This is a genomic window from Flavobacterium sp. W1B, assembly GCF_047344965.1.
GTDB lineage: Bacteria > Bacteroidota > Bacteroidia > Flavobacteriales > Flavobacteriaceae > Flavobacterium.
In genome coordinates this window covers 233,299-255,011 of the sequence record NZ_CP178845.1, presented here as the reverse complement: position 1 = coordinate 255,011, position 21,713 = coordinate 233,299, and the positions used below count along the sequence as shown (strand labels likewise).

The window sequence follows — 21,713 nt, the reverse complement described above, 5'->3', positions numbered from 1 at the left end:
GGAAAATAAGATAATTGGATAATTAGATAAATGTTTGCACAGAGGTGTAAAACCTTTTTTTGAAGTCAATCTTGCGGTTTCAAGATTTGAATTGGATGAAATTACTCAAACAAAAATTCGGAAACTCTTTTGTATAATTCGTCATCATGCATGCTGTGGCCTAAACCTTTGGTTTCAAAGAAAATGGCGTCTTCCCAAGTGCTGGCTATTTTTTTTCCTTCTTCAAATAGTACAACGGCATCGTCAATATCGTGTGCGATAAATCCTTTTGTTTTTATTTTTGAAGCAAAGCGTTTTCCGGAGAAATGTTCCAATTCCAGTTTGAAATGCGTTAAATAATGCGCTTCCAGACCCTTGGAGATTTTAGAGTTCAAACTCAATAAGCGAATGTAGTTGTCAAGGATGATTTTGAAATCGCTTGGTGATCCCAGAATAACCATTTTTTCAAGACTGTTGTTTTGGTAAACGGATTGGTAATACAAACAGGTTTTTCCGCCTAATGAATGCCCTATAAGGTATTGTGGTTTGAATTTTTGTACCACGATATCTATAAATTCGGCATATTGCGGAATGTTGAATTCTTTGCCGCTTGATAAACCGTGTGCCGGACCGTCTATGGCAATAATTGTACTGCCTGATTTTTGTAGATAGGGTAAGATGTTTTCCCATCGAGAGGCATTGCTCTCCCAGCCATGAACCAATAAAATAGTTTTATCATTTCCTTTCCAAGTGTAAGTTTGAAAAGAGTGTTCATTGTGTTGGAATGTTTCGTTCTCGGCTCCTTGCAAGACTTTGGGGAAATTAGCTTTGGATAATTTGCCTTTTCTAGGTTCGCTAAAAAGAGAGTAGGCAAGTTGTGTTGCTTTTTCAGGAAATACAAAGCTCAAAAAGTTAATGTATAAGCCGACGGACTTGGTGAAAACGAAATAGATTGATTTTTTCATAAAAAAAAGTCCCGATGTTTATCGGGACTTAAATATAATTAAAATTTAGAAAATAAATTTTCCATTTTTTCTCTTTCTTCATCGGCAAGTACGCTGTCAACTAATATTCTTCCTGAATGCTCATCGATGATGATTTTCTTTCTAGAAGCAATTTCCACTTGTGTTTGTGGCGGAATAGTGAAAAATGATCCGGCTGAAGCTCCTCTTTCGATAGAAACTACCGCTAAACCATTGCGAACGCTAGATCTAATTCTGGTGTAAGCTGCCATTAGTCTGTCTTCAATTTGACCTTGGAACTCAACAGATTTTTCTGTTAAAAATTCTTCTTCTTTGGCAGTCTCAGACATGATAGCGTCTAATTCTAGCTTTTTATGTTTTAAGTGATTAGATTTTGTTTCTAATCTTTCTTTAGATTGAGCGATGATCTCTTTCTTGTGTTCAATAGAAGCTTTCATTTCTTTCATTTGCTTTTCAGCTAATTGAATTTCAAGCTCTTGAAACTCAACTTCTTTAGTCAAAGAGTTGAATTCTCTATTGTTACGAACAGTTTCCTGTTGTTTTGTGTATTTTTTGATAGCTTCTTTGTGCTCATCAATTGCATTCTTTTTTGCTTTGATAAGATCCTCGATTACTTCAAGTTCACTTTTCAATTTTTCAGAACGGGTGCTTAGACCAGCAACTTCATCTTCAAGATCTTCCACTTCAAGAGGAAGTTCACCTCTTACATTTCTAATTTCGTCAATTCTAGAGTCAATCAATTGTAAATCGTAGATTGCTCTTAACTTGTCCTCAACACTTAATTCTTTCGTATTCGCCATATTCTATAAGTACTTAACTGGATTTGTATTTTCTTCAGATAAAATGATTGCAAAATTAAGGATTTTTTTCCGAAGATAATCAACAATATAATTTTTTGTATAGCGTTCGCTTTCAAAATGTCCAATATCGGCCAATAAAAGTTGGTTTTCGGCTTCATAAAACTGGTGGTACTTCAAATCAGCGGTCAAAAACGCATCTGCTCCGGCCATAATCGCGTTTTTTATGGCATAACTTCCGGATCCGCCAAGAACGGCCACTTTTTTTATAGGTTTTCCTATAAAAGCAGAATGACGAATACCATCCGATTGCATTTTGTCTTTAACGAGCGACAAGAAATCGGTTTCATTCAACGGAGTTTCAAATTCGCCAATCATCCCTAAACCAATATTTTGATGTTGGTTTTGCAAATCATAAATTTCATAAGCCACTTCTTCATAAACATGATGACTGAAAAGGGCTTTCAAGATTTTTGTTTCCAAATGTTTCTCGAAGGTTACTTCAATTTTTATTTCTTCGCTTTCTACAAATTCGAATCGTTCTCCTAATTGCGGATTGCTGTGCTCATTGCCCATATAAGTTCCAATTCCTTTAGAGTTGAAACTACAGTCTTCATAATTGCCTATGTTTCCGGCGCCAGCGTCAAAAAGAGCATTTCGTACTTTTTCGGCATTTTCAGCAATAGTATAAGTGATTAGTTTCCGAATGAAATTTTGCTTCGGAATTAGGATTTTGGTATTCATTAAACCAAGAGCGTCGCAAAATATTTTATTGACACCGTCCTGATGATTGTCTAAAGCCGTATGCACGGCATAAATGGCAATATCGTTTTTGATGGCTTTTATTATAGCACGCTCCACATAATTTTTTCCTGTAATTTTTTTTAAACCTGAAAATAAAATAGGGTGAAAGCAAACGACCAAATTACATTGTTTAGTAATAGCTTCGTTAATTACGTTTTCAAGAGCATCATGGCAAACTAAAACTCCGGTTGCTTCAGCATTTTGGTCTCCTACTAATAAACCTACATTATCAAAATCTTCGGCATAGGCCAGAGGAGCCATTTCTTCTAGTACAGAAAGGATTTCTTTTATTTTCATCTGATTGGGAATTTTTTAATCATTTGGTTTTTGAACAAACAATAACCAAATCAACAAATACACTTTTGATTTCAATTCAAAGATAATTTATTCTACTTTCGTATTATGAATTTACTTAGAAAAATGCTCTTTCCTTTTGCCGTTTTGTATGGTTTGATAACGAGTATTCGTAATTTTCTTTTTGATAAAGGAATTTTAAAATCATATGCTTTTGATTTGCCTGTAATTGCAGTTGGAAATCTAAGCGTTGGCGGTACAGGAAAAACACCCCAAATTGAATATTTGATTCGATTGCTTTCTGATAAATACAAAGTGGCTACTTTAAGTCGTGGTTATAAAAGACAATCCGAGGGATTTATTTTGGCAGATGCCAGTTCGAATGCGTTAATTCTGGGAGACGAACCGTTTCAATATTTTCAAAAGTTTCCCAATATAAAAGTTGCAGTTGATGCCAATAGGAAAAACGGAATAGAGCAATTATTGGCACAAACAGATAAGCCGGAAGTGATTTTGCTAGATGATGCTTTTCAGCATAGGAAAGTGAAAGCCGGATTTTATATTCTTTTGACCTCGTATGGTGATTTGTTTTCGGATGATTTTATGTTGCCCACCGGAAATCTTCGCGAAAGCAGAAGCGGTGCCGAAAGAGCTAAAGTAATTATTGTTACAAAATGCCCTTCGGATCTTTCGGTTGATGCGCAAAATAGAATTAAGTCGGAATTAAAAATCAACAAGAATCAAGAGTTGTATTTCACAACTATTGAATATGACGAGCTTATTTATTCGGAGGGAAAGACATTAAAAGTGAGCGATATTGAAGCTGCTGATAAGTTGCTTTTGGCCGGAATTGCTAAACCGGAACCTTTTTTTGATTATTTAAAGGCTGAAAAGGAGGATTGTTTAACTTTTCCGGATCATCATAATTTCACCGATAAAGACATTTTAGAAATTAAAAATAAATCGTTAAACAAAATTATCATTACTACCGAGAAAGATTATGTGCGATTAAAAGGAAGTGTACCAAGTGATCAACTTTTTTATTTGCCAATAAAAAGTAAATTTCTCAGAGGAGATGAAGAGTTTAGAAAAACAATTACAAATTATGTGGGAACAAGTACAAGAAACCGTTAGTTATATCAAAGCTAAAAATAATTTTACCCCAGAATACGGAATTATTTTGGGTTCCGGCTTGGGTAGTTTTACAGATGATATTCAAGTAGAATTTACTTTGCCTTATAATGAAATTCCAAATTTTCCGGTTTCGACAGTTCAGGGACATAAAGGAGCTTTAGTTTTTGGAACCATCGGAGATAAAAAAGTGGTTGCCATGCAGGGACGTTTTCATTATTATGAAGGCTATTCTATAAGTGAAGTTACTTTTCCGGTGCGTGTATTGAAATATTTGGGTGTCGAAAAATTAATTGTTTCTAATGCTTCGGGTGGTGTAAATCCGGATTATAAGTTGGGAGAAATAGTTATTATCAAAGATCATATTAATTTTTCGCCAGAGCATCCTTTGCGTGGAAAAAATGACGAACGATTTGGTCCTCGTTTCGTAAATATGAGTGAACCTTATTCTAGAAAAATGATTGTCAAAGCCAAAGAATTGGCTAAAAGTTTAAATATTGAAGTTAAAGATGGTATTTATTTTGGTTTGCAAGGACCTAGTTTTGAAACCTTGGCAGAATACAGAATGGTCCGAATATTGGGTGCTGATTGCGTTGGCATGTCAACCGTGGCAGAGGTTATTGTGGCGCGACACATGGATTTGGAAACCTTTGGTGTTTCTGTAATCACAGATATTGGCGATGAAGATAATATAGATTCCATTTCTCACGATGAAGTTTTGGAGGCGGCTCAAAATGCGGAACCTAGAGTTAGGGAGTTGATTAAAAATTTGATTTTGAGTTATTAACTAAGGTTTTGAGCTATCGTATCATAGAAATCTGCGGGAGCAAATGGCTTTGTAATTACATCATTCATCCCAAATGATAAAAGCATTTCTCTGTTTTCATCCAATGAAATCGCGGTGATTGCAATGATAGGTGTGATGGAGTCGAATTCCCTGATGTTTTTCGTGGCTACGGTTCCATTTATTCCCGGTAAATGGACGTCCATCAGAATTAAATCAAATTTTTTGTTTCTAACGATTTCAATGGCTTCTTCTCCGCTTCCAATGATCTCACAAATCATTCCTTTGTTTTCGACCATTTTTTTGGCGATCATTTGATTTATTTTGTTGTCTTCGACGACTAATATATTTTTGTTTTCAAAAATGGATTCATCATAAACTTTTAGCTTTTTCTCAATCGGTAATTGAAGCTCCTTTATTTGAAAGGGTAAATCGAATGAAAAACTAGCGCCTTTCCCCTCAATACTTTCAAGTTTTATTTGTCCGCCAAGAATATTGACCAGTTTATTTACAATGGTTAGTCCTAGTCCGGTTCCGCCATATTTTCGATTAATTTCTATCGAGCCTTGCGAAAAACTTTCAAAAACACTTTCTAATTTGTCTTTGGGTATGCCGATGCCGGTATCAACTATTTCGAAACTTATTCTTGCAGTATCATCTTCCATTGACAGAAGTTTAGCAATAATAGTGACTTTTCCGTTTTTGGTAAATTTTAATGCATTATTAATCAAATTCATGACTATTTGCGATAATTTGGTTGGATCACCATTCAAAATATCGGGAATGTCATCATCCATAATTAGATTAAAATGGTTGTTGTTTTTTAATGCAACTTCTTTTAAAGATTTTTTTATGTCTTTTAGCAGTTTTTTCAGATCGAAATTGATGTTCTCGATTTCTATTTTATCAGATTCTATTTTGTTGATTTCAAGAATATCATTGATGAAAGTAGTCAGGTAATTCCCTGAAAATTGTAAGGAAGATAAATAGTGTAGTTGGGACTTTTTTGGCTTTTCTTCTAATAACAAATGCGTAATCCCATTTATGGCATTTAATGGGGTTCTAAGTTCGTGGCTAACTGTTGATAAAAATTCGGATCTTGCCTGTGATGCTTTTTCAGCTTTTTCTTTTGCGGCAATTAGCTCATTATTTTTTTCGGTTAATAATAGATTCGATCTGTTTCGGATAATATTATTCTTGTAAAGTGACAAACTCAATAAGGATAAAATAGAAATTAAAGCTATAGCCAGAATGTTGATAAGCTTAGAGAACTTGTTTTCTTTTTCCTTTTCTTTTTCTTGTTTGTTAATTTGTGCTGTTTTTTTTATCAGCTGTGATTCTTTAAAGCTTTCGTAATCGTCTATTCCTAGTTTTTCATTATTTGCAATTGAAATATTTTCCTTTAAATTTAAATGCAATTTCAAATAAGAATAAGCATTACTCTTATCTAACATTTTTTCATAAACGCTACTTAAAGCAAGTAGAATGCCTGATTTTTGTTCTAAATTTTCAGTTTTATTATTTAATTCTAAGGCCTTGTTGAGGTAATTTAAGGCAAGATTATTTCGATTATTTTTCTTTTCGATTAGCCCAATTCGATATAATGCTTCTGCTTTTAGATCTAATTGTGAGTCACTTTCATGTTTTGCAATTATTGTTTTAAATATGCTGGATGCTAAGTCGTAATTTCCTCTAGATTCATAAATAATCGCTTTTTGAAGGTAGAGTAACTCGTTATAATCAGTAATTTTTAATTTGTTAAAAATTGACTGAGCTTTTTCCAAACAAATCGCTGCCGAGTTATAATTTTCTTTTCGGATATGAGAAACCCCAAGATAATAATAAGCTTCAGCATATACAGAAGAAGGAGCTAGGGTTTCGAACAAAGTGATACTTTCAGAAAAGTTCTCAATTGCGTCATTGTACTTTTGCAGGCCATAATAAATTTTGCCCAAGTTATAAGTTTGATTGGCTTGGTCTTGTGTTTTTTGATTGGCTTGGCAAAAAACAATGGCTTTTTGGGTAAAAAAAAGAGCGTCTTTGTATTTGTTTATTTTGATATTGTAATTAGAAAGATTGTCATAATAGGCAATGCTGTCTATTTTCTCGGTATTTTGAGAATACAGAAAAGAATTAAAAAAGATAAAAATGAAAAAATATTTCATTTTAAGGTTTGGTTTTGATTAATCTTTCTTTGTAAGCATTATTAAATCAATTATTCTAGATGAGTAGCCAATTTCGTTGTCATACCAGCCAACAACTTTTACCATTCGGTCAATAACAGAAGTCAATTGTGCATCAAAAACACAAGAATTTCTGTTGCCAATTATATCTACAGAAACAATTGGGTCTTCGGTATAATCTAAAATTCCTTTTAAATTAGTTTGTGCCGCAAGTTTAAAGGCTTCGTTTATTTCGTTAATGGTTACGTCGCGTTTTACATTAAAAGTAATGTCTGTCAATGAACCATTTGGTACGGGAACCCTAATACCACAGCCACCTATTTTTCTGTCTAATTCAGGGAAAATTTTAGTCAATGCTTTAGCAGCTCCGGTTGTTGTAGGAACAATTGACTGGCTTGCGCCACGAGCTCTGCGTAAATCTTTATGAGGCTGATCGTGCAAACTCTGATCAGTGGTAAATGAGTGAATAGTTGTTATGTAAGCTTGTTGTATGCCGCAAAGTTCGTTTATTATTTTCATCATTGGTGCTGCGTTGTTTGTTGTACAACTAGCATTCGATATGATGGTTTCGGTTCCGTCAAGAATGGATTCGTTTACACCTAAAACAACGGTTTTTATAGTTTCAATTTCTGAGGGAGCCGAGAGAATTACTTTTTTGGCACCAGAAATAATATGGGCGTTTAATTCTTCAAAAGTTTTATGTTTTCCCGTTGATTCAATGACATAATCGATGTCGATGCTTTTCCAATCTAAGTTTGAAATGTTTTTTTCGTGGAAAAAAAGATACTGTTTTCCGTCGACAAGAATTCCTTTCTCATCGGCACTTACAGCATAAGGTAAAACGCCGTGAATACTGTCGTATTTCAATAAATGAGCCATTGTCTTTTTATCGGCAATGTCATTTATGGCAATAACTTCAATGGAGGGATGGTTTAAAAGCAGTCGGAATACATTTCGACCAATTCTTCCAAAACCATTTATAGCAATTCTTGTTTTTTTATTCATTTAAAAGTCGGCATTCAATTTTTGAAATAATTATAAAATATGCTTTTGTGCTTTGTATGAAGAGCGCACTAATGGACCACTTTCTACATGACGGAATCCTAATTCTTGGCCGTATTTTTCATATTTAGCAAATTGTTCAGGGGTTATGAATTCCTTAACGGGTAAATGTTTTTTACTCGGTTGCAAATATTGTCCTATAGTAACTACATCTACATTGGCATCACGTAAATCTCTCATGGTTTGGAAAACTTCTTCTTCTTGCTCACCAAGACCCAACATGATTCCAGATTTGGTTCTGTTGATTCCTTTTTCTTTAAGGTATCTTAAGACTTCCAAACTACGGTCGTATTTTGCCTGAATACGCACTTCACGGGTCAATCTGCGCACGGTTTCCATATTATGCGAAACCACTTCGGGATTAGCCTCTACAATGCGGTCAATGTTTCTTTCGATTCCTTGAAAATCAGGTATCAAGGTTTCTAAGGTCGTGTTAGGATTCATTCGGCGAATGGCTTTTACGGTTTCTATCCAAATAATAGAACCGCCATCTTTTAAATCATCTCTGTCTACACTCGTAATTACCGCATGCTTGATGTTCATGATTTTTATCGAACGCGCCACTTTTTCTGGCTCATCCCAGTCTACCGTTTCCGGTCTGCCGGTTTTTACACCACAAAAACCACAAGAACGGGTGCATACATTTCCTAAAATCATAAAAGTAGCCGTGCCTTCGCCCCAGCATTCTCCCATATTAGGACAGCTTCCTGATGTGCAAATTGTATTTAAGCTATATTTATCAACTAAACCACGTAGTTCCGTATATTTTTGCCCTATCGGGAGTTTTACCTTCAACCATTTCGGTTTTCCAACAGGTAAAGTATTTTCTAAAACAGTTTCCATAAATCAATTTTCAATGCGCAAAGATAAGGAATGTTGATTTAAAATTAGGTATTTAGCTTCCTAAGGTTCAGTATAGATTTGTTGTAAAAAAAGAGTTGTAATATTCAAAACTGCGAGTTTATTATTTGAGCTTGTTTAAAATTAAGTATTTTAATTTTAAACAAGCTCACTTTTTTTGTAAAATCTAATTAGTTCATTTGGACGGTAATGGGTAGGTTATAAGCTGTTCGCACTGGTTTTGAATCAATTATTCCGGGACTCCATTTGGTTTTTAAGGATTTTAAAACACGAATAGCTTCTTTTTCTAATCCGTAACCGGGATTGTTTTTTACTTGAATATCGGTCATTCTACCATCTTTTTCTACTACAAAAGAAACAAAAATACGAATGGTTTTTATTTCATCTATTTCAGGACTTTCGAATTTTCGACTGATGTAAGTGTAGAATTTATTAATACCGCCTGGAAATTCGGGCAGTTTATCTAAGGCATTAGTCGTTACAACGGTATTTCCATAATCTGTAGCCTTTGAAATGTCTGTTCCTGTTCCTGAACCGGTTGAACTGATTCCTATAGTATCCGAGCCTCCATTGTTTTGGTCTGTTGCTACTGTGTTCTCAATGTTCTTGGCGATATCTTGGGTGGCTTCATTGGGTTTTACGATTATTGGATTAATTAACTGTTTTTTAGTCGTTATATCTAAAGATTTTTGCTGAGTTGCTTTAGGGAGAATCGTTTTTTTAATTGCGTTTGGGGCAATATTGACAATATGTATAATTTGATCGATTTTGGGAATTGTTACAGGAATGTTTTTTTCAACATTAAAATAGCTCAAAATTCTAGGGATGCTCATTAAGGAAGAGCATAGCAGTAAACCCATAAAAAGTGCAAATATGGAAGTTCTGGTGCTTTCCTGACGCAATTGATACGCTCCATATTTTTTGTTTCTGTTTTCGAAAACTAGATTAATCCAGTTGGTTTCGTAGAGGCTTGATTTTGACATGATGTATGGATTTAATGGTTAGATACTAATTAAATCATGAACGAATGGTGTTAAATTTAACAACGTAAATAGTAAGAAAATTATTGTCTAAATTGTTAATTATTTAAAAATAAAAAACTCAATAAAACAGTATTGTAGTTTTATTGAGTTTTTTTAACTAAAAGTTTAAATAAGTGATATTATCGTTTGTTTTGAATGATCTCTGCCAGTAATTTTTTGGCGCGAAGTAATTTGATTTTTACATTGCTCAAGGGTTCGTCAATTTTGTTAGCGATTTCCTGATAACTCATTTCTTGGAAATACCGCAATTGAATCACTTCTTGATAATGTGGTTTTAATTCCTTTATGTATTGTAATAATTGCGAAAGGTTTTGTTCTGTAATCAATTCGTCTTCTGCTGACGGAGTAGTGTCAGCAATATCGTAGGCTTTTTGATCTTCTTTGTCTGTGATTTCTACAAAAAGACTCGACCTCTTTTTTCGCAGTAAATCAATATGTACATTTTTTGCAATACTGATTAACCAAGTGTTGAATTGAAATTCAGGATTGTATGTCGCTATTTTATCAAAGGCTTTTGAGAATGTTTCGATAGTAATATCCTCCGCATTTGTTTCGTTTTCAGTGCGTTTTAGCATGAAGCCATAGACTTCATTCCAATAAAAATTTAATAGAAAGGTAAAGGCGGTTTGGTCACCTTTTTTTGCTTTTTCTATTTGATCGTTTATTTCCAATTTACCGGTTTTGAGAATGTGTTTTTTATAAAGATATTGATTTGCATGTATATAAGGATTAATTCTACTATAGGAAACCAGTATTTTAGGTCATTTTCTTTAAGTTTCGCTGCAGAAAATCCTATCACAATCCAAACGAACAAATATCGGGTAGCTATTAAACTTAATACTAATATCCATTGAAATTGAAAAGACAATAATATGATAGGAAGTAATAAAAATAGCAATTGAGAGCAATAAAAAGTAACTAATTGTATTTTGTCAAAAGTTTTATAATGACTTGCCGTAGCAACATGCCTTCTTTTTTGGGTAATCCAATCTTTGTATTTTGTTTTGGGTTTTGAATAGGTAAAGCTTTCAGGGGTAAATGAAACCGCGGTATTTTTTGATTCGGAAGCTTCATTGATGAATAAATCATCGTCTCCGGAACGAACCTGTATGTGGTTTATAAATCCATTAACATTAAAAAATACTTCTTTTTTGTAAGCCATATTTCGGCCCACACCCATATAAGGATGTCCTATTTTTGCCCATGAAAAATATTGAATTGCGGTAAGCAAGGTCTCGAAACGAATTAATTTGTTAAGAAACGAATTTGCTATTTTTTCATAGCCACCATAGCCTAAAACTATTGTTTTTTGCATGGTAAATTGAGAACTCATTGCTGTAATCCATTCTTTTGAAGTAGGATAACAATCAGCGTCAGTAAATAGTAAATATTCTTTTTTCGCTGCCTTTATTCCCAAAGTTAAAGCGTATTTTTTTTTCCCCCAAAAGGCTTCGTTGTTTTTGACTTTAACTAAGCGGATGTTGGGGTATTGTTTTTCAAAGCCTTCAAAAATCTCTAAAGTAGTGTCACTCGAAGCATCGTCTATCAAGACTATTTCAAAATCAGGATAGTCTTGTTCGGCAAGTAACGGGATGAATTTTACAACATTCTCTTCTTCGTTTTTGGCACAAACAATAACAGAAATCGGAATTCTTTTGGGCGTTATTTTTTGTGCTTTCGCGAAAGCAAATTTCCCGAAAACGCCTAAATAATAACCAAGTTGAATTGCAATAACTGCAATGAAAAAGTAAAGAATCAGTATAAGCATTTGAGTTTTATGTGTTATTAAATCGGCTGCAAAGGTATGAATTGAATTATGGAATATAAATTATAAATTGTGAATTTTAAAAGAATTTACCTAGGGCATTTCTTCATCTCATTTGCAACGGCAATTGACTGATTTTTCTGGGTTTTTTCTAATTCGGTGATGATATTTTTGTAATTTTTATCGTCACGATTTTGAGACATTTTTTTGGTGGCTTCAATGCTTGTTATTTCGATTTCAAATGCAACTATACCACGAGCTTGCATCATGGTTTCTTCTGATAGATCTTCTATTCGAACAGGGTTTTCGGAATTTTTCTCGTATTTGTCCACTAGTTTTTTCAAAGATTCTATTACAGCTTCCCCTTCAATTATTTTGATTTTTCCATAAACATGCACGGCGATGTAATTCCAGGTCGGAACATTTTCATGGTCATACCAAGACGGTGAAATATAGCTGTGTGGTCCCGAAAAAACAGCCAAAACCTCGTCATTATCTACAAAACCTTTCCATTGTGGGTTTTCCTTTGAAATATGACCTTGCAAAATCGCTTTTCCGTCTTTGTTAGTATCTAATTCTAACGGAATATGGGTTGCCCATAATTTTCCTTCGGTTTGATTAATAAGAATTCCAAAGCTGTTTTCTTTTAAAAAAGTATTTATTTCTTCTTTGTTCTCGTTTTTGTAAATATCCGGAATGTACATAGAATTTTAGATTTTTGATTAACGATTTTAGATTTCTAGCGTCGAACTTCTAATCTCTGATTTTAAATCACATTTACTTCCGTTTCAATATGGATGCCAAATGTATTGAAGATAGTTTTCTGGATGTCTTTTGAGACATTCAGAATTTCTTGTCCTGTAGCATGACCATAATTTACTAAAACCAAGGCTTGTTTTTCATGGATTCCTGCGTCTCCAAAACGCTTTCCTTTAAAACCGGCTTGTTCAATCAGCCATCCTGCAGGAACTTTTACCTCAGTTTCGGAAACTTCGTAATATTTCATTTCAGGAAATTTTAGATGAATTTTCTCGAAATCCGTTTTTTGGAGAATCGGATTTTTAAAGAAACTTCCACTGTTTCCCAGTTCTTTTGGGTCGGGTAATTTGCTTTGTCGAATGGCAATTACTGCATTGCTAACATCTTTTAGGCTAGGTACTGTAATTTTGTTTTTTTCTAATTCAGCCAAAATATCACCATAAGAGGTGTTGATTTTATGATTGCGTTTTGTCAATTTAAAGACTACAGATGTAATAACGTATTGGTCTTTTACTTCGTTTTTGAAAATACTTTCTCTGTATCCAAAACGACAATCTTCTTTTGTGAACTTTTTTGCTTCTAAATTTCCTATTTCTATGGCGTCACAGGAAACGAAAGTGTCTTTGATTTCGGTGCCATAAGCGCCAATGTTTTGCACAGGTGTTGTTCCTACGTTCCCGGGAATAAGGGACATGTTTTCCAATCCGCCAAAATTTTGCTCAATTGTCCAAAGCACAAATTCATGCCAATTCTCGCCCGCTAGGCTTTCAATCCATACATGATCTTCGTTTTCATCGATGATTTTTTTGCCTTTCAAATCAATGTGAATAACTAAAGCGTCTATGTCTTTTGTTAAGAGCATATTGCTTCCGCCGCCAAGGATGAATTTTTTTTCTGATTTGTTTTGTTCTAAAATAGAGGTCAATTCACTGATATTGTGAACAGAAATAAAATGTTTTGCTTTGGCTTCGATGCCAAAAGTATTGTAGTTTTTTAAAGAAAAATCATTTTGTATTTCCATAAAAGAAAGTGCTTTTTAATATTGAATTCGCGATTCAAAAGTAAGGATTAAAATTTACTCAGGATCATTTTTCGACCAGATATACTTTATAAATTGCAGATGGTTTATATAAGATTTGGCGATGTTTTTTTGTAAACAACTATTAGTTTTTGGAGGCGTTGATCAATTCGTGGTATTTATCGGCAATGATTTTCATATTGATTTTGTAATCAGCATTATCTTCGATAAATTTCCGATTGTTTGAAATGGCTTCGTTTCTATGTGTGCTTTTTTTAAAAGACCAAATTAGTTCTTCTGCAAGTATTTCAAAGTCATCTATAGCGATTAATTGACCATTTTTTCGATGCGTAATCCAACTTTGATTTCCGGGAATATCAGTCACAATCGGATAGCAATTGGATGCCATTGCTTCAAATAAAGAAGCCGAAACCCCTTCGGTTACCGGCATACTGATGTAAAAATTGGATTCTTGTAATAGCGCTGGCAATGCCGTATTTGGGATTTTACCGGTAAAAATGACTTTGGTTTCTATCTGTAAATTTTGGGCTAATTGTTTCAAAAAGTGTAGCCGAATGCCATCTCCCACAACGGTTAGAGAAAAATCAATGTTTTTTTGATGCAAAATCGCAAACGCTTTTAAAATAATCTCATGGCGGTATTCTGGCGATAAAGAGCGGGTGACTATGGCGCAAATTTTTTCGGGATTGGCTGTGTTTTTATTTTTAAATTTTTCCAAGTCAATTCCCTTTGGCAAAACCAAAACCTTATCCATGTTAACATTGGCTTTGGTCATGGATTCGATCATTACCGGACCCCAAGCATGAATTAGTGTTGCTCTTTTGAAGGCATAATTTTGAATTATTTTTTTTAAAGGAAGGAGAATTGAGTCCTCAGGCCATAAATCTGTTTTGCCTTGCTGGGCTATGACCGCCGGTTTTATTCCTGATAAAGCGGCAAGAAAGCCGTAACTCGTGGTTCTTTCGGCAATAACCATGTCGGGCTGCTGCTGCCTGATTATTTTTCTGATTTTAAAATAAGCTAATTTGAATTCTAAAATCCGAAGAATCCGATTGTAAATGCTGTTGTTTGGCGTTTTTAATTCCCAGCCTATAATTTCGAAATCTCCAAATTCCTTCAGACCATTCATCCAGGTTATGGCGTCAGCTCTATAAGATTCTCCAAGAAAAAGTATTTTTCTTTTTTTCATCGGAGGAAATTAAAATTCGTCAGTGGTTAAGGCTCTGTTTATGAAAGTATTCAAAGGCTTCAAAAGGATTAATTTGTTGCTCATTTTTGAAACAAAATCCTTTTGTGTAACCTCGGAAATGTCAAATTTTTGAACAGTCTCAAAGCTTTTTAATTTTAATAATTCAATGGCAGGATGGTCTTTTTCGTAACCTCTTGGTGGATTTTTAAGCGTATTTTTTTCATTTCGATTAAAATCACCAAATTCCTTTTTGAAATTTTTCTCGTTTAGGATTTCTTCTAAGTCATCATAGAAAAAAGCAATTTCTTTGCGTACTTTCTTTAAATCCTCTGCTTCGGGTGAATAAAATCCTCCAGCAATAAAACTACCGCCTTTTTCGATATGAACATAATAACCGGCACGATTTTGTCCTTTTGTTCCCGAAGAAAGCCAAACTCCCAGATGGGATTTGTATGGCGATTTGTCTTTAGAAAATCGGATATCCCGATTGATTCTGAAAGTGCAATTTTTCACTTCTAGCATTTCTAATGAGGAATCCAAAGGTTTCATAGCATCAAGAAAATCAGCAACCAATTGATGATAGTCTTTTTTGAAGATGTCGTATCTTTTTTTGTTTTCTAAAAACCAATCTCTGTTGTTGTTGGCTTTTAAATCTTCCAAAAATTGTAGGCTGTCTTTTGATAACATTTTAGAAGGATTAGAATTGTTTTTTTAAGTCTTCTTCACTTATGAATCCCGAATGTTTCCATTTCAGGTCTTTGTTTTCGTATAATAATAAAGTAGGAAGTTCGTCAATTTTCATTTCGGTCATCAAAGTCTTGTTTTTATCGGCATTCAAGCGAATAATAACTACTTTGTCAGCTAGCTCGGTTTGCATTTTTGTCAGGTATGGAGCCATTTTTTTGCAAGGAGCGCACCATTCTGCGTAAAAACTAATCAGTACTTTTTTATCGGTGTTTAATAATGCTTTGTATTCTTGACTTGACATTCCAATCACTTTATCGGTAGGTTTGTTAAGCCCTGCGGAGTCCCATTTTAAAAAGCCGCCATTTAGTTCATAGATGTTTTTGAAGCCTAATTCTTGTAATTTTTCGGATGCTTTTTTACTTCGACCACCACTTTTGCAATAGACAAACACCGGTTTTTTTTTGTCGAATTTTTCAGCATCAGCTACAAAACTGTTGCCAAGCCAGTCTACATTGGTAGCTTTATTTATATGTTCTGCTGTAAATTCTTCTGGAGTACGAACGTCTAGAATTTGCGGGTTTGATGTTGTTTTTATTTTATCGGCAAAATCTTTTGCTTCGATAGTTTTGATGTTTGTAGGTGTTTGTCCGTTGCAGGATAAAATTACAAACGATAATAATAGGAAAAAAATAGTACGAAATTTCATTGTTAATTGATTTGAAATGGGAAAAGCTAATTTAAGTAAATTATTAATATTGAGGATTTTTAAATCGTTAAATTACAAATTGAAAATTTTGTAGGATTGATGCGTGGATTTAACAATTGATTCGGTACGCTCGGGATGTGTATCGGAAATGAAAAGTTGTCCAAAAGTGTCACTATTAACCATTTCGATGATTTTTGCAACTCGGTGTTCGTCTAGTTTGTCAAAGATGTCATCAAATAATAAAAGTGGTTTTACGCCGCTTTGCTTTTTTAAAAATTCAAACTGTGCTAATTTTAGAGCAATCAGGAAGGATTTTTGCTGGCCTTGGGATCCGAATTTTTTTATAGGATGTCCATCGATTTCAAATGATAGATCGTCTTTGTGTGTGCCAACGCTGGTGTAATGTAAAGCTCGGTCTTTGTTGATGTTTTCCTGTAATAAGGAAAGTAAATTATTTTCGAACAAATTGCTTTCATAGACCAGTTGAACGGTTTCTTGCGAACCCGTTATGGCATGATGATGGCTGTTGAAAATGGGAATGAATTTTTCGATAAATTCTTTTCTTTTTTCGAAAATAGAATTCCCAAAGCCGTCAAGCTGTTCATTGTATATAGAAAGCGTATCATTATCAAAAACATGGTTCAATGCAAAATATTTCAATAAAGCATTGCGCTGGCTCATCACTTTTTGGTATTGGATAAGTTGTTGCAGATAATGAGAATCCAATTGCGAAATAACGCTGTCCATGAATTTTCGGCGGGTTTCGCTGCCTTCAACAATCAAATCCCTGTCGGCAGGGGAGATAATCACTAGGGGAATAAAACCAATGTGGTCCGAGAATTTATCGTAGTTCTTGCCGTTTCGTTTCAATACTTTTTTTTGTCCTTTTTTTAGGCTACAAACAATTTGTTCGGTTCTTTCGTTTTTGATGAATTCAGCATCAATCACAAAAAAATCTTCGCCATGTTTGATGTTTTGAGCCGCTATTGGGTTGAAATAGCTTTTTCCGTAAGACAAATGATATATAGCATCAAGCACATTGGTTTTTCCAATGCCGTTTTTGCCTACAAAACAAATTATTTTGTTGTCGAACTCGAAATTTGCTTCGGTGAAATTCTTATAATTGAATAAAGTAATCTTTTTTAAATACATCTGTAAGTCTTGCTGGTACTGAGAACTTTGCTGTTTTTGAGCCGTTTTTTTAAGAGGGTGCAAATTATTGAAAAATATCGATATAAAGGGCTTTTGAGTTTTTTCTTTGAGGGTTATTTTAGCTTAGTAAGAAAGTACTTTCGTTAAAAAAAATTAAAAGTGAATTTATAATTGTTTTTTATGTGTGAATTTGAATAAAAATTTTATTTTTGCGATTCACTAAATATTAAATTTAAATGGCTACTTACAATAAAAGAGGGTATAAAGCACCGAAAGAGAAGGAAGTTAAAGATACAGTTGAAGAAGTAATTATTGATGAAAAAGACAGTACAACTGCCGGAGTTTTTTCTAAATTAGACGAAACTGCATCAAAAACAGAAGACTGGGTTGCTAAAAACCAAAAAATTATTTTTGGAGTAGTTGGTGCTGTAGCTTTATTTACAGTAGGTTATTTAGTTTATCAAAAATTTGTTGCTGAGCCAAAACAGTTGGAAGCGGCTAACGAAATGTTTGTTGCACAACAAAATTTCCAACAAGCAACAGATGGTATTGCTAGTGATTCATTGTATAAATTATCTTTGAACGGTTCTGAAGGTAAATTTGGATTTATTAAAATTGCAGATGAATATTCAGGAACTGATGCAGGAAATTTAGCAAACTATTATGCAGGTTTAGCTTTCTTAAATACAGGTAAATATGCTGAGGCAATTGATTATTTAGGTAAATTTAAATCTAAAGATATTGTTTTGGGAGCTTTGGCTAAAGGAGCAATAGGAGATGCATATTCTCAAAAAAATCAACAAAAAGAAGCTTTAGAATATTATATCAAAGCTTTTGAGTCTAATAAAAATGATTTCACGACACCACGTTTCTTGTTAAAAGCTGGAAAAACGGCTTTGGCATTAGGAAATAAAGAAGAGGCATTGAAATATTTTACCAATATCAAAGACAATTATGATGCAACGCCTGAGGCTGCTTCTGTTGATGTCTTGATCGGATTGGCGCAATAGTAAAGATGATTTAAGATTGCTGATTTAAGATTGTAGATTTTTGGTTTCAAAAAACTACCTTTAACATCTGAAATCAAAAGTCTAAATTCAAAAATCTACAATCAAATGGCTACTGAAAATAAAAATTTATCAGAATACGATAAAAACTCAATCCCAAACGCGAAAGATTTTCGCTTTGGGATTGTTGTTTCTGAATGGAATGAATCCATAACTGAGGGACTTTACAATGGTGCATTTGAAGCACTTTTAGATAATCAGGTTCCGCTTCAGCAAATCGTTCGCTGGAATGTTCCCGGAAGTTTTGAGCTTATTTATGGAGCGAAAAAAATGTTGCAAACCCAAAAGGTGGATGCTGTGATTGTCATTGGATGCGTTATTCAAGGACAAACCAAACATTTTGATTTTGTTTGCGAAGGTGTTACCCAAGGAATTAAAGACTTGAACGTCCAGACGGATGTTCCTGTTATTTTTTGTGTGTTAACCGATAATAATATGCAACAGTCTATCGACAGAAGTGGAGGAATTCACGGAAATAAAGGGACTGAAGCTGCTATTGCTGCTATAAAAATGGCTTATATTCGTCAACAAGCATCAATGAGTCACCATATCGATAACCAACATTTGTTGTCTAGCGGTGCCTTGCAAATTGAAGAAGGTTCGCCTTTAGAACTAAAGGAATAAAAAGAGTACATAATAAATTATGAAACCTATACTATTCTTTAAATAGTGTAGGTTTTTTTGTTTTATTTATGATTTGCTAAACGGTAAAACCCAATAGAAAATCATTAAATTTGTACACTTTGGTTTTTAAAATAAAGCTTAAACTTTTAAATAAAATATATTTTTAATGTCGAGTATCATTCAATTACTTCCTGATCATGTTGCCAATCAAATTGCTGCTGGAGAAGTCGTACAAAGACCAGCTTCAGTTGTCAAAGAATTACTTGAAAATGCGGTTGATGCAAAAGCAACGGATATTAAATTGATTATAAAAGATGCCGGAAAGGCATTGGTACAGGTTATCGATAATGGTTTAGGAATGAGCGTTACTGATGCGCGTTTGTGTTTTGAACGTCATGCTACGTCTAAAATTCGACTTGCAGAAGATTTATTTTCTTTAGATACCAAAGGTTTTCGAGGTGAAGCATTGGCTTCAATCGCTGCAATTGCACATGTGGAAATGAAAACCAAACCAGATCAAGAAGAGTTTGGTACACAAATTATTATTGAAGGCAGTAAGTTTGTTTCCCAAGAAGTTGCCGTTTTACCCAAAGGGACTTCATTTGCGGTTAAAAATTTGTTTTTTAATATTCCTGCTCGACGAAACTTTTTAAAGTCGGATACGGTGGAATACCGCCATATTATTGATGAGTTTCAGCGTGTAGCTTTGGCGCATGCTAATATTCATTTTACTTTTTATCATAACGGCAGCGAAATGTTCAATTTGCCTGCTTCTAGTTTGAGACAGCGAATAGTTAATATTTTTTCTGGAAAGATGAATGAAAAGCTAGTTCCTGTTCAAGAAGAAACGGATATTATCACGATTCAGGGTTTTGTAAGTAAGGCTGAATTTGCCAAGAAAAACCGCGGAGAACAGTTTTTCTTTGTTAATGATCGTTTTATTAAAAGCGGTTATTTGCATCATGCAGTTATGGCTGCTTATGACGGAATTTTGAAAGATGGCGCGCAGCCGAGTTATTTTTTATATTTGACCGTTCCGCCAAATACGATTGATATCAACATACATCCTACGAAAACTGAAATAAAGTTTGATGACGAGCACGCTTTGTATGCCATCCTGAGAGCTTCTATTAAGCACAGTTTAGGACAGTTTAATGTAGCGCCGGTTTTGGACTTCGATCGGGATTCTAATTTAGATACGCCTTATCATTATAAGGATTTAGAAGGAGAAACGCCTACAATTCAGGTGGATCGCAGCTTTAATCCTTTTTCGGATGACAAGATAAATAAACATTATTCATCGGGATCAAGTTATAAAAAGCCGGAACCAACAGCAAACTGGGAAAGTCTGTATGTGGGACTAAAACAAGAGCCTGAATTTACAACAACGAATCATGATTTTTCGTTTGAAAGCGAAGAAGTGACGGGTTCTTTGTTTAATGAAGAAGAAGTGGAGCAGACCGTTAATAGCGCGTATCAAATCCATAAAAAATACATCGTTTCCCCGATAAAATCAGGAATGGTTATTGTCGATCAGCAACGCGCGCATCAGCGGGTTTTGTACGAACAATTTTTGACCAATATGACCGTTCATCAGGCGTCTAGCCAGCAATTGCTATTTCCTTTGGATTTGTTTTTTTCGTCAGTGGAAATGGAATTGATTGAAGAATTAAAGCTCTCGTTAATTAATACCGGTTTTGTTTTTGAAGAAACAGATTCAGATCATGTTGTCATTTCAGGAATTCCCGTAAATGTGACCGAAAGCGAAGTTTCGATAGTTTTAGAGCAGTTATTGAGTGATTTACAAGACGGAATTCCGGACAGCAGTTTTAGTCAAAATGATACGATTGCCAAGTCAATGGCGAAGAGTTTAGCCGTTAAAACTGGAACATCTTTGACATTAAAAGAACAGGAAAATTTGGTAAATGGTCTTTTTGCCTGTAAGGATCCTAATGTTTCCCCTTTTCAAAAACCAACTTTCATCACCATGCGTGTGGAAGATATAGATAAAAAATTTGCACTATGAGAAATGTAACCGAGACGGTAAAACAATTAATTATAATTAATGTTCTTTTTTTTGTTGGAACTCTAATTGTTGGAGATCCTGCCTATAAAATATTGGCAATGTTTTTTCCTGAAAATAAAGATTTCCAGTTTTGGCAACCTATAACACATATGTTTATGCATGGCGGTTTTATGCATATTTTTTTCAATATGTTTGCCTTGTATTCTTTTGGTTCAGCTTTGGAACATTTTTGGGGGAGTAAGAAATTCTTGTTTTTTTATATTTCGTGTGGTTTAGGTGCTGCATTACTTCATACTGGTATTAATTATTATTATTTTAATGATGCTGTAAATACACTGGTTGCTAGTGGGTTTTCGAAAACCGAAATTTTGCAAATTTTGAATGAAGGCAAAATAAATACCCAATGGCAAGAGTTATTGACTGTTTCTCAATTTCAGAACTTTACCAGCGCTTTTATGGGAACTGTAGTTGGGGCTTCGGGAGCTATTTATGGAATTATTGTGGCGTTTGCCTTTATGTTTCCTAATGCCGAATTGGCTTTAATGTTTATTCCTGTGCCAATTAAAGCCAAGTATTTTGTACCTGGTTTGGTTTTGGTAGATTTGTATTTGGGAGTTTCTGGTCAGTCTATTTTTGGAGGAGGTTCGGGTATCGCTCATTTTGCTCACGTAGGAGGTGCTTTGTTTGGTTTTCTTATGATGTGGTATTGGAAAAAAAACCAGTTTAATAATAACAGATGGAATTAAGATCTGTTTCACGATGAAGTGATTTGAAATAA

Annotated in this window: 21 protein-coding genes; 6 read left to right on the top strand and 15 right to left on the bottom strand. The window is 34.2% G+C overall.

The window, feature by feature from the left end; translation table 11 throughout:
• Positions 1-101: 101 nt before the first annotated feature.
• Genes ACMDB5_RS01100 through ACMDB5_RS01090 form a run of 3 tightly spaced genes read right to left on the bottom strand, consistent with a single transcriptional unit; the run spans position 102 to position 2,860 of the window.
• Positions 102-944: an alpha/beta fold hydrolase gene (locus ACMDB5_RS01100; RefSeq protein ID WP_413999201.1), complete on the bottom strand. Its 843-nt coding sequence runs from the start codon at positions 942-944 to the stop codon at positions 102-104.
• 38 nt (positions 945-982) lie between these two features.
• The gene (locus ACMDB5_RS01095) at positions 983-1,762 is read right to left on the bottom strand and encodes a zinc ribbon domain-containing protein (protein WP_413999200.1); all 780 of its coding nucleotides are present in this window, start codon (positions 1,760-1,762) and stop codon (positions 983-985) included.
• Between the two features lie 3 nt (positions 1,763-1,765).
• Positions 1,766-2,860, bottom strand: a complete 1,095-nt coding sequence (locus ACMDB5_RS01090; RefSeq protein ID WP_413999199.1) for a Nif3-like dinuclear metal center hexameric protein — start codon at positions 2,858-2,860, stop codon at positions 1,766-1,768.
• A gap of 105 nt (positions 2,861-2,965) precedes the next feature.
• On the opposite strand from ACMDB5_RS01090, the gene lpxK reads away from it, so the two are divergent.
• Positions 2,966-3,991, top strand: coding sequence for a tetraacyldisaccharide 4'-kinase (lpxK, locus tag ACMDB5_RS01085; protein ID WP_413999198.1), 1,026 nt, complete (start codon positions 2,966-2,968; stop codon positions 3,989-3,991).
• Complete coding sequence (locus ACMDB5_RS01080) at positions 3,963-4,775, top strand: purine-nucleoside phosphorylase (protein WP_413999197.1); 813 nt, start codon at positions 3,963-3,965, stop codon at positions 4,773-4,775. Before lpxK ends, ACMDB5_RS01080 begins: the two co-directional genes overlap by 29 nt.
• Here ACMDB5_RS01080 and ACMDB5_RS01075 read toward each other — a convergent pair.
• The 12 genes from ACMDB5_RS01075 to recF form a co-directional block, all read right to left on the bottom strand.
• Positions 4,772-6,937: an ATP-binding protein gene (locus ACMDB5_RS01075; protein WP_413999196.1), complete on the bottom strand. Its 2,166-nt coding sequence runs from the start codon at positions 6,935-6,937 to the stop codon at positions 4,772-4,774. The genes ACMDB5_RS01080 and ACMDB5_RS01075 overlap by 4 nt on opposite strands.
• Before the next feature lie 18 nt (positions 6,938-6,955).
• A complete protein-coding gene (gene gap / locus ACMDB5_RS01070; protein ID WP_413999195.1) occupies positions 6,956-7,960 on the bottom strand; it encodes a type I glyceraldehyde-3-phosphate dehydrogenase in 1,005 nt (334 codons plus the stop codon).
• 30 nt (positions 7,961-7,990) lie between these two features.
• The gene (lipA, locus tag ACMDB5_RS01065; RefSeq protein ID WP_413999194.1) at positions 7,991-8,860 is read right to left on the bottom strand and encodes a lipoyl synthase; all 870 of its coding nucleotides are present in this window, start codon (positions 8,858-8,860) and stop codon (positions 7,991-7,993) included.
• Positions 8,861-9,048: 188 nt separating this feature from the next.
• The gene (locus ACMDB5_RS01060) at positions 9,049-9,861 is read right to left on the bottom strand and encodes an energy transducer TonB (RefSeq protein WP_413999193.1); all 813 of its coding nucleotides are present in this window, start codon (positions 9,859-9,861) and stop codon (positions 9,049-9,051) included.
• Positions 9,862-10,040: 179 nt separating this feature from the next.
• Positions 10,041-10,592, bottom strand: a complete 552-nt coding sequence (locus ACMDB5_RS01055; protein WP_413999192.1) for an RNA polymerase sigma factor — start codon at positions 10,590-10,592, stop codon at positions 10,041-10,043.
• On the bottom strand, positions 10,583-11,689 hold the full coding sequence (locus tag ACMDB5_RS01050; protein ID WP_413999191.1) for a glycosyltransferase: 1,107 nt from the start codon (positions 11,687-11,689) through the stop codon (positions 10,583-10,585). Before ACMDB5_RS01050 ends, ACMDB5_RS01055 begins: the two co-directional genes overlap by 10 nt.
• An 86-nt stretch (positions 11,690-11,775) precedes the next feature.
• Positions 11,776-12,390, bottom strand: a complete 615-nt coding sequence (locus ACMDB5_RS01045) for an FMN-binding negative transcriptional regulator (RefSeq protein ID WP_413999190.1) — start codon at positions 12,388-12,390, stop codon at positions 11,776-11,778.
• Positions 12,391-12,452: 62 nt separating this feature from the next.
• Positions 12,453-13,466, bottom strand: a complete 1,014-nt coding sequence (murB, locus tag ACMDB5_RS01040; RefSeq protein WP_413999189.1) for a UDP-N-acetylmuramate dehydrogenase — start codon at positions 13,464-13,466, stop codon at positions 12,453-12,455.
• A gap of 142 nt (positions 13,467-13,608) precedes the next feature.
• Positions 13,609-14,673 (bottom strand): glycosyltransferase, encoded by a 1,065-nt coding sequence (locus tag ACMDB5_RS01035; RefSeq protein ID WP_413999188.1) that lies wholly within the window; start codon positions 14,671-14,673, stop codon positions 13,609-13,611.
• A 9-nt stretch (positions 14,674-14,682) separates the two neighbouring features.
• Positions 14,683-15,360 carry a DUF2461 domain-containing protein gene (locus ACMDB5_RS01030; protein WP_413999187.1) on the bottom strand — a complete coding sequence of 226 codons (678 nt, stop codon included), beginning with the start codon at positions 15,358-15,360 and terminating at the stop codon, positions 14,683-14,685.
• 10 nt (positions 15,361-15,370) lie between these two features.
• Entirely contained in the window at positions 15,371-16,066 is a 696-nt protein-coding gene (locus ACMDB5_RS01025) for a thioredoxin domain-containing protein (protein WP_413999186.1), read from the bottom strand.
• Between the two features lie 72 nt (positions 16,067-16,138).
• Entirely contained in the window at positions 16,139-17,218 is a 1,080-nt protein-coding gene (gene recF, locus ACMDB5_RS01020) for a DNA replication/repair protein RecF (RefSeq protein WP_413999185.1), read from the bottom strand.
• A 236-nt stretch (positions 17,219-17,454) separates the two neighbouring features.
• Between recF and ACMDB5_RS01015 the strand changes: the two genes are divergently transcribed.
• The 4 genes from ACMDB5_RS01015 (at position 17,455) to ACMDB5_RS01000 (ending at position 21,681) form a co-directional block, all read left to right on the top strand.
• Entirely contained in the window at positions 17,455-18,228 is a 774-nt protein-coding gene (locus ACMDB5_RS01015; RefSeq protein ID WP_413999184.1) for a tetratricopeptide repeat protein, read from the top strand.
• A 105-nt stretch (positions 18,229-18,333) separates the two neighbouring features.
• Positions 18,334-18,909, top strand: a complete 576-nt coding sequence (ribH, locus tag ACMDB5_RS01010) for a 6,7-dimethyl-8-ribityllumazine synthase (protein ID WP_413999183.1) — start codon at positions 18,334-18,336, stop codon at positions 18,907-18,909.
• Positions 18,910-19,075: 166 nt separating this feature from the next.
• The gene (gene mutL / locus ACMDB5_RS01005; protein WP_413999182.1) at positions 19,076-20,935 is read left to right on the top strand and encodes a DNA mismatch repair endonuclease MutL; all 1,860 of its coding nucleotides are present in this window, start codon (positions 19,076-19,078) and stop codon (positions 20,933-20,935) included.
• Positions 20,932-21,681: a rhomboid family intramembrane serine protease gene (locus ACMDB5_RS01000; protein WP_413999181.1), complete on the top strand. Its 750-nt coding sequence runs from the start codon at positions 20,932-20,934 to the stop codon at positions 21,679-21,681. The genes mutL and ACMDB5_RS01000 overlap by 4 nt, the downstream gene beginning before the upstream one ends.
• Positions 21,682-21,713: the final 32 nt, after the last annotated feature.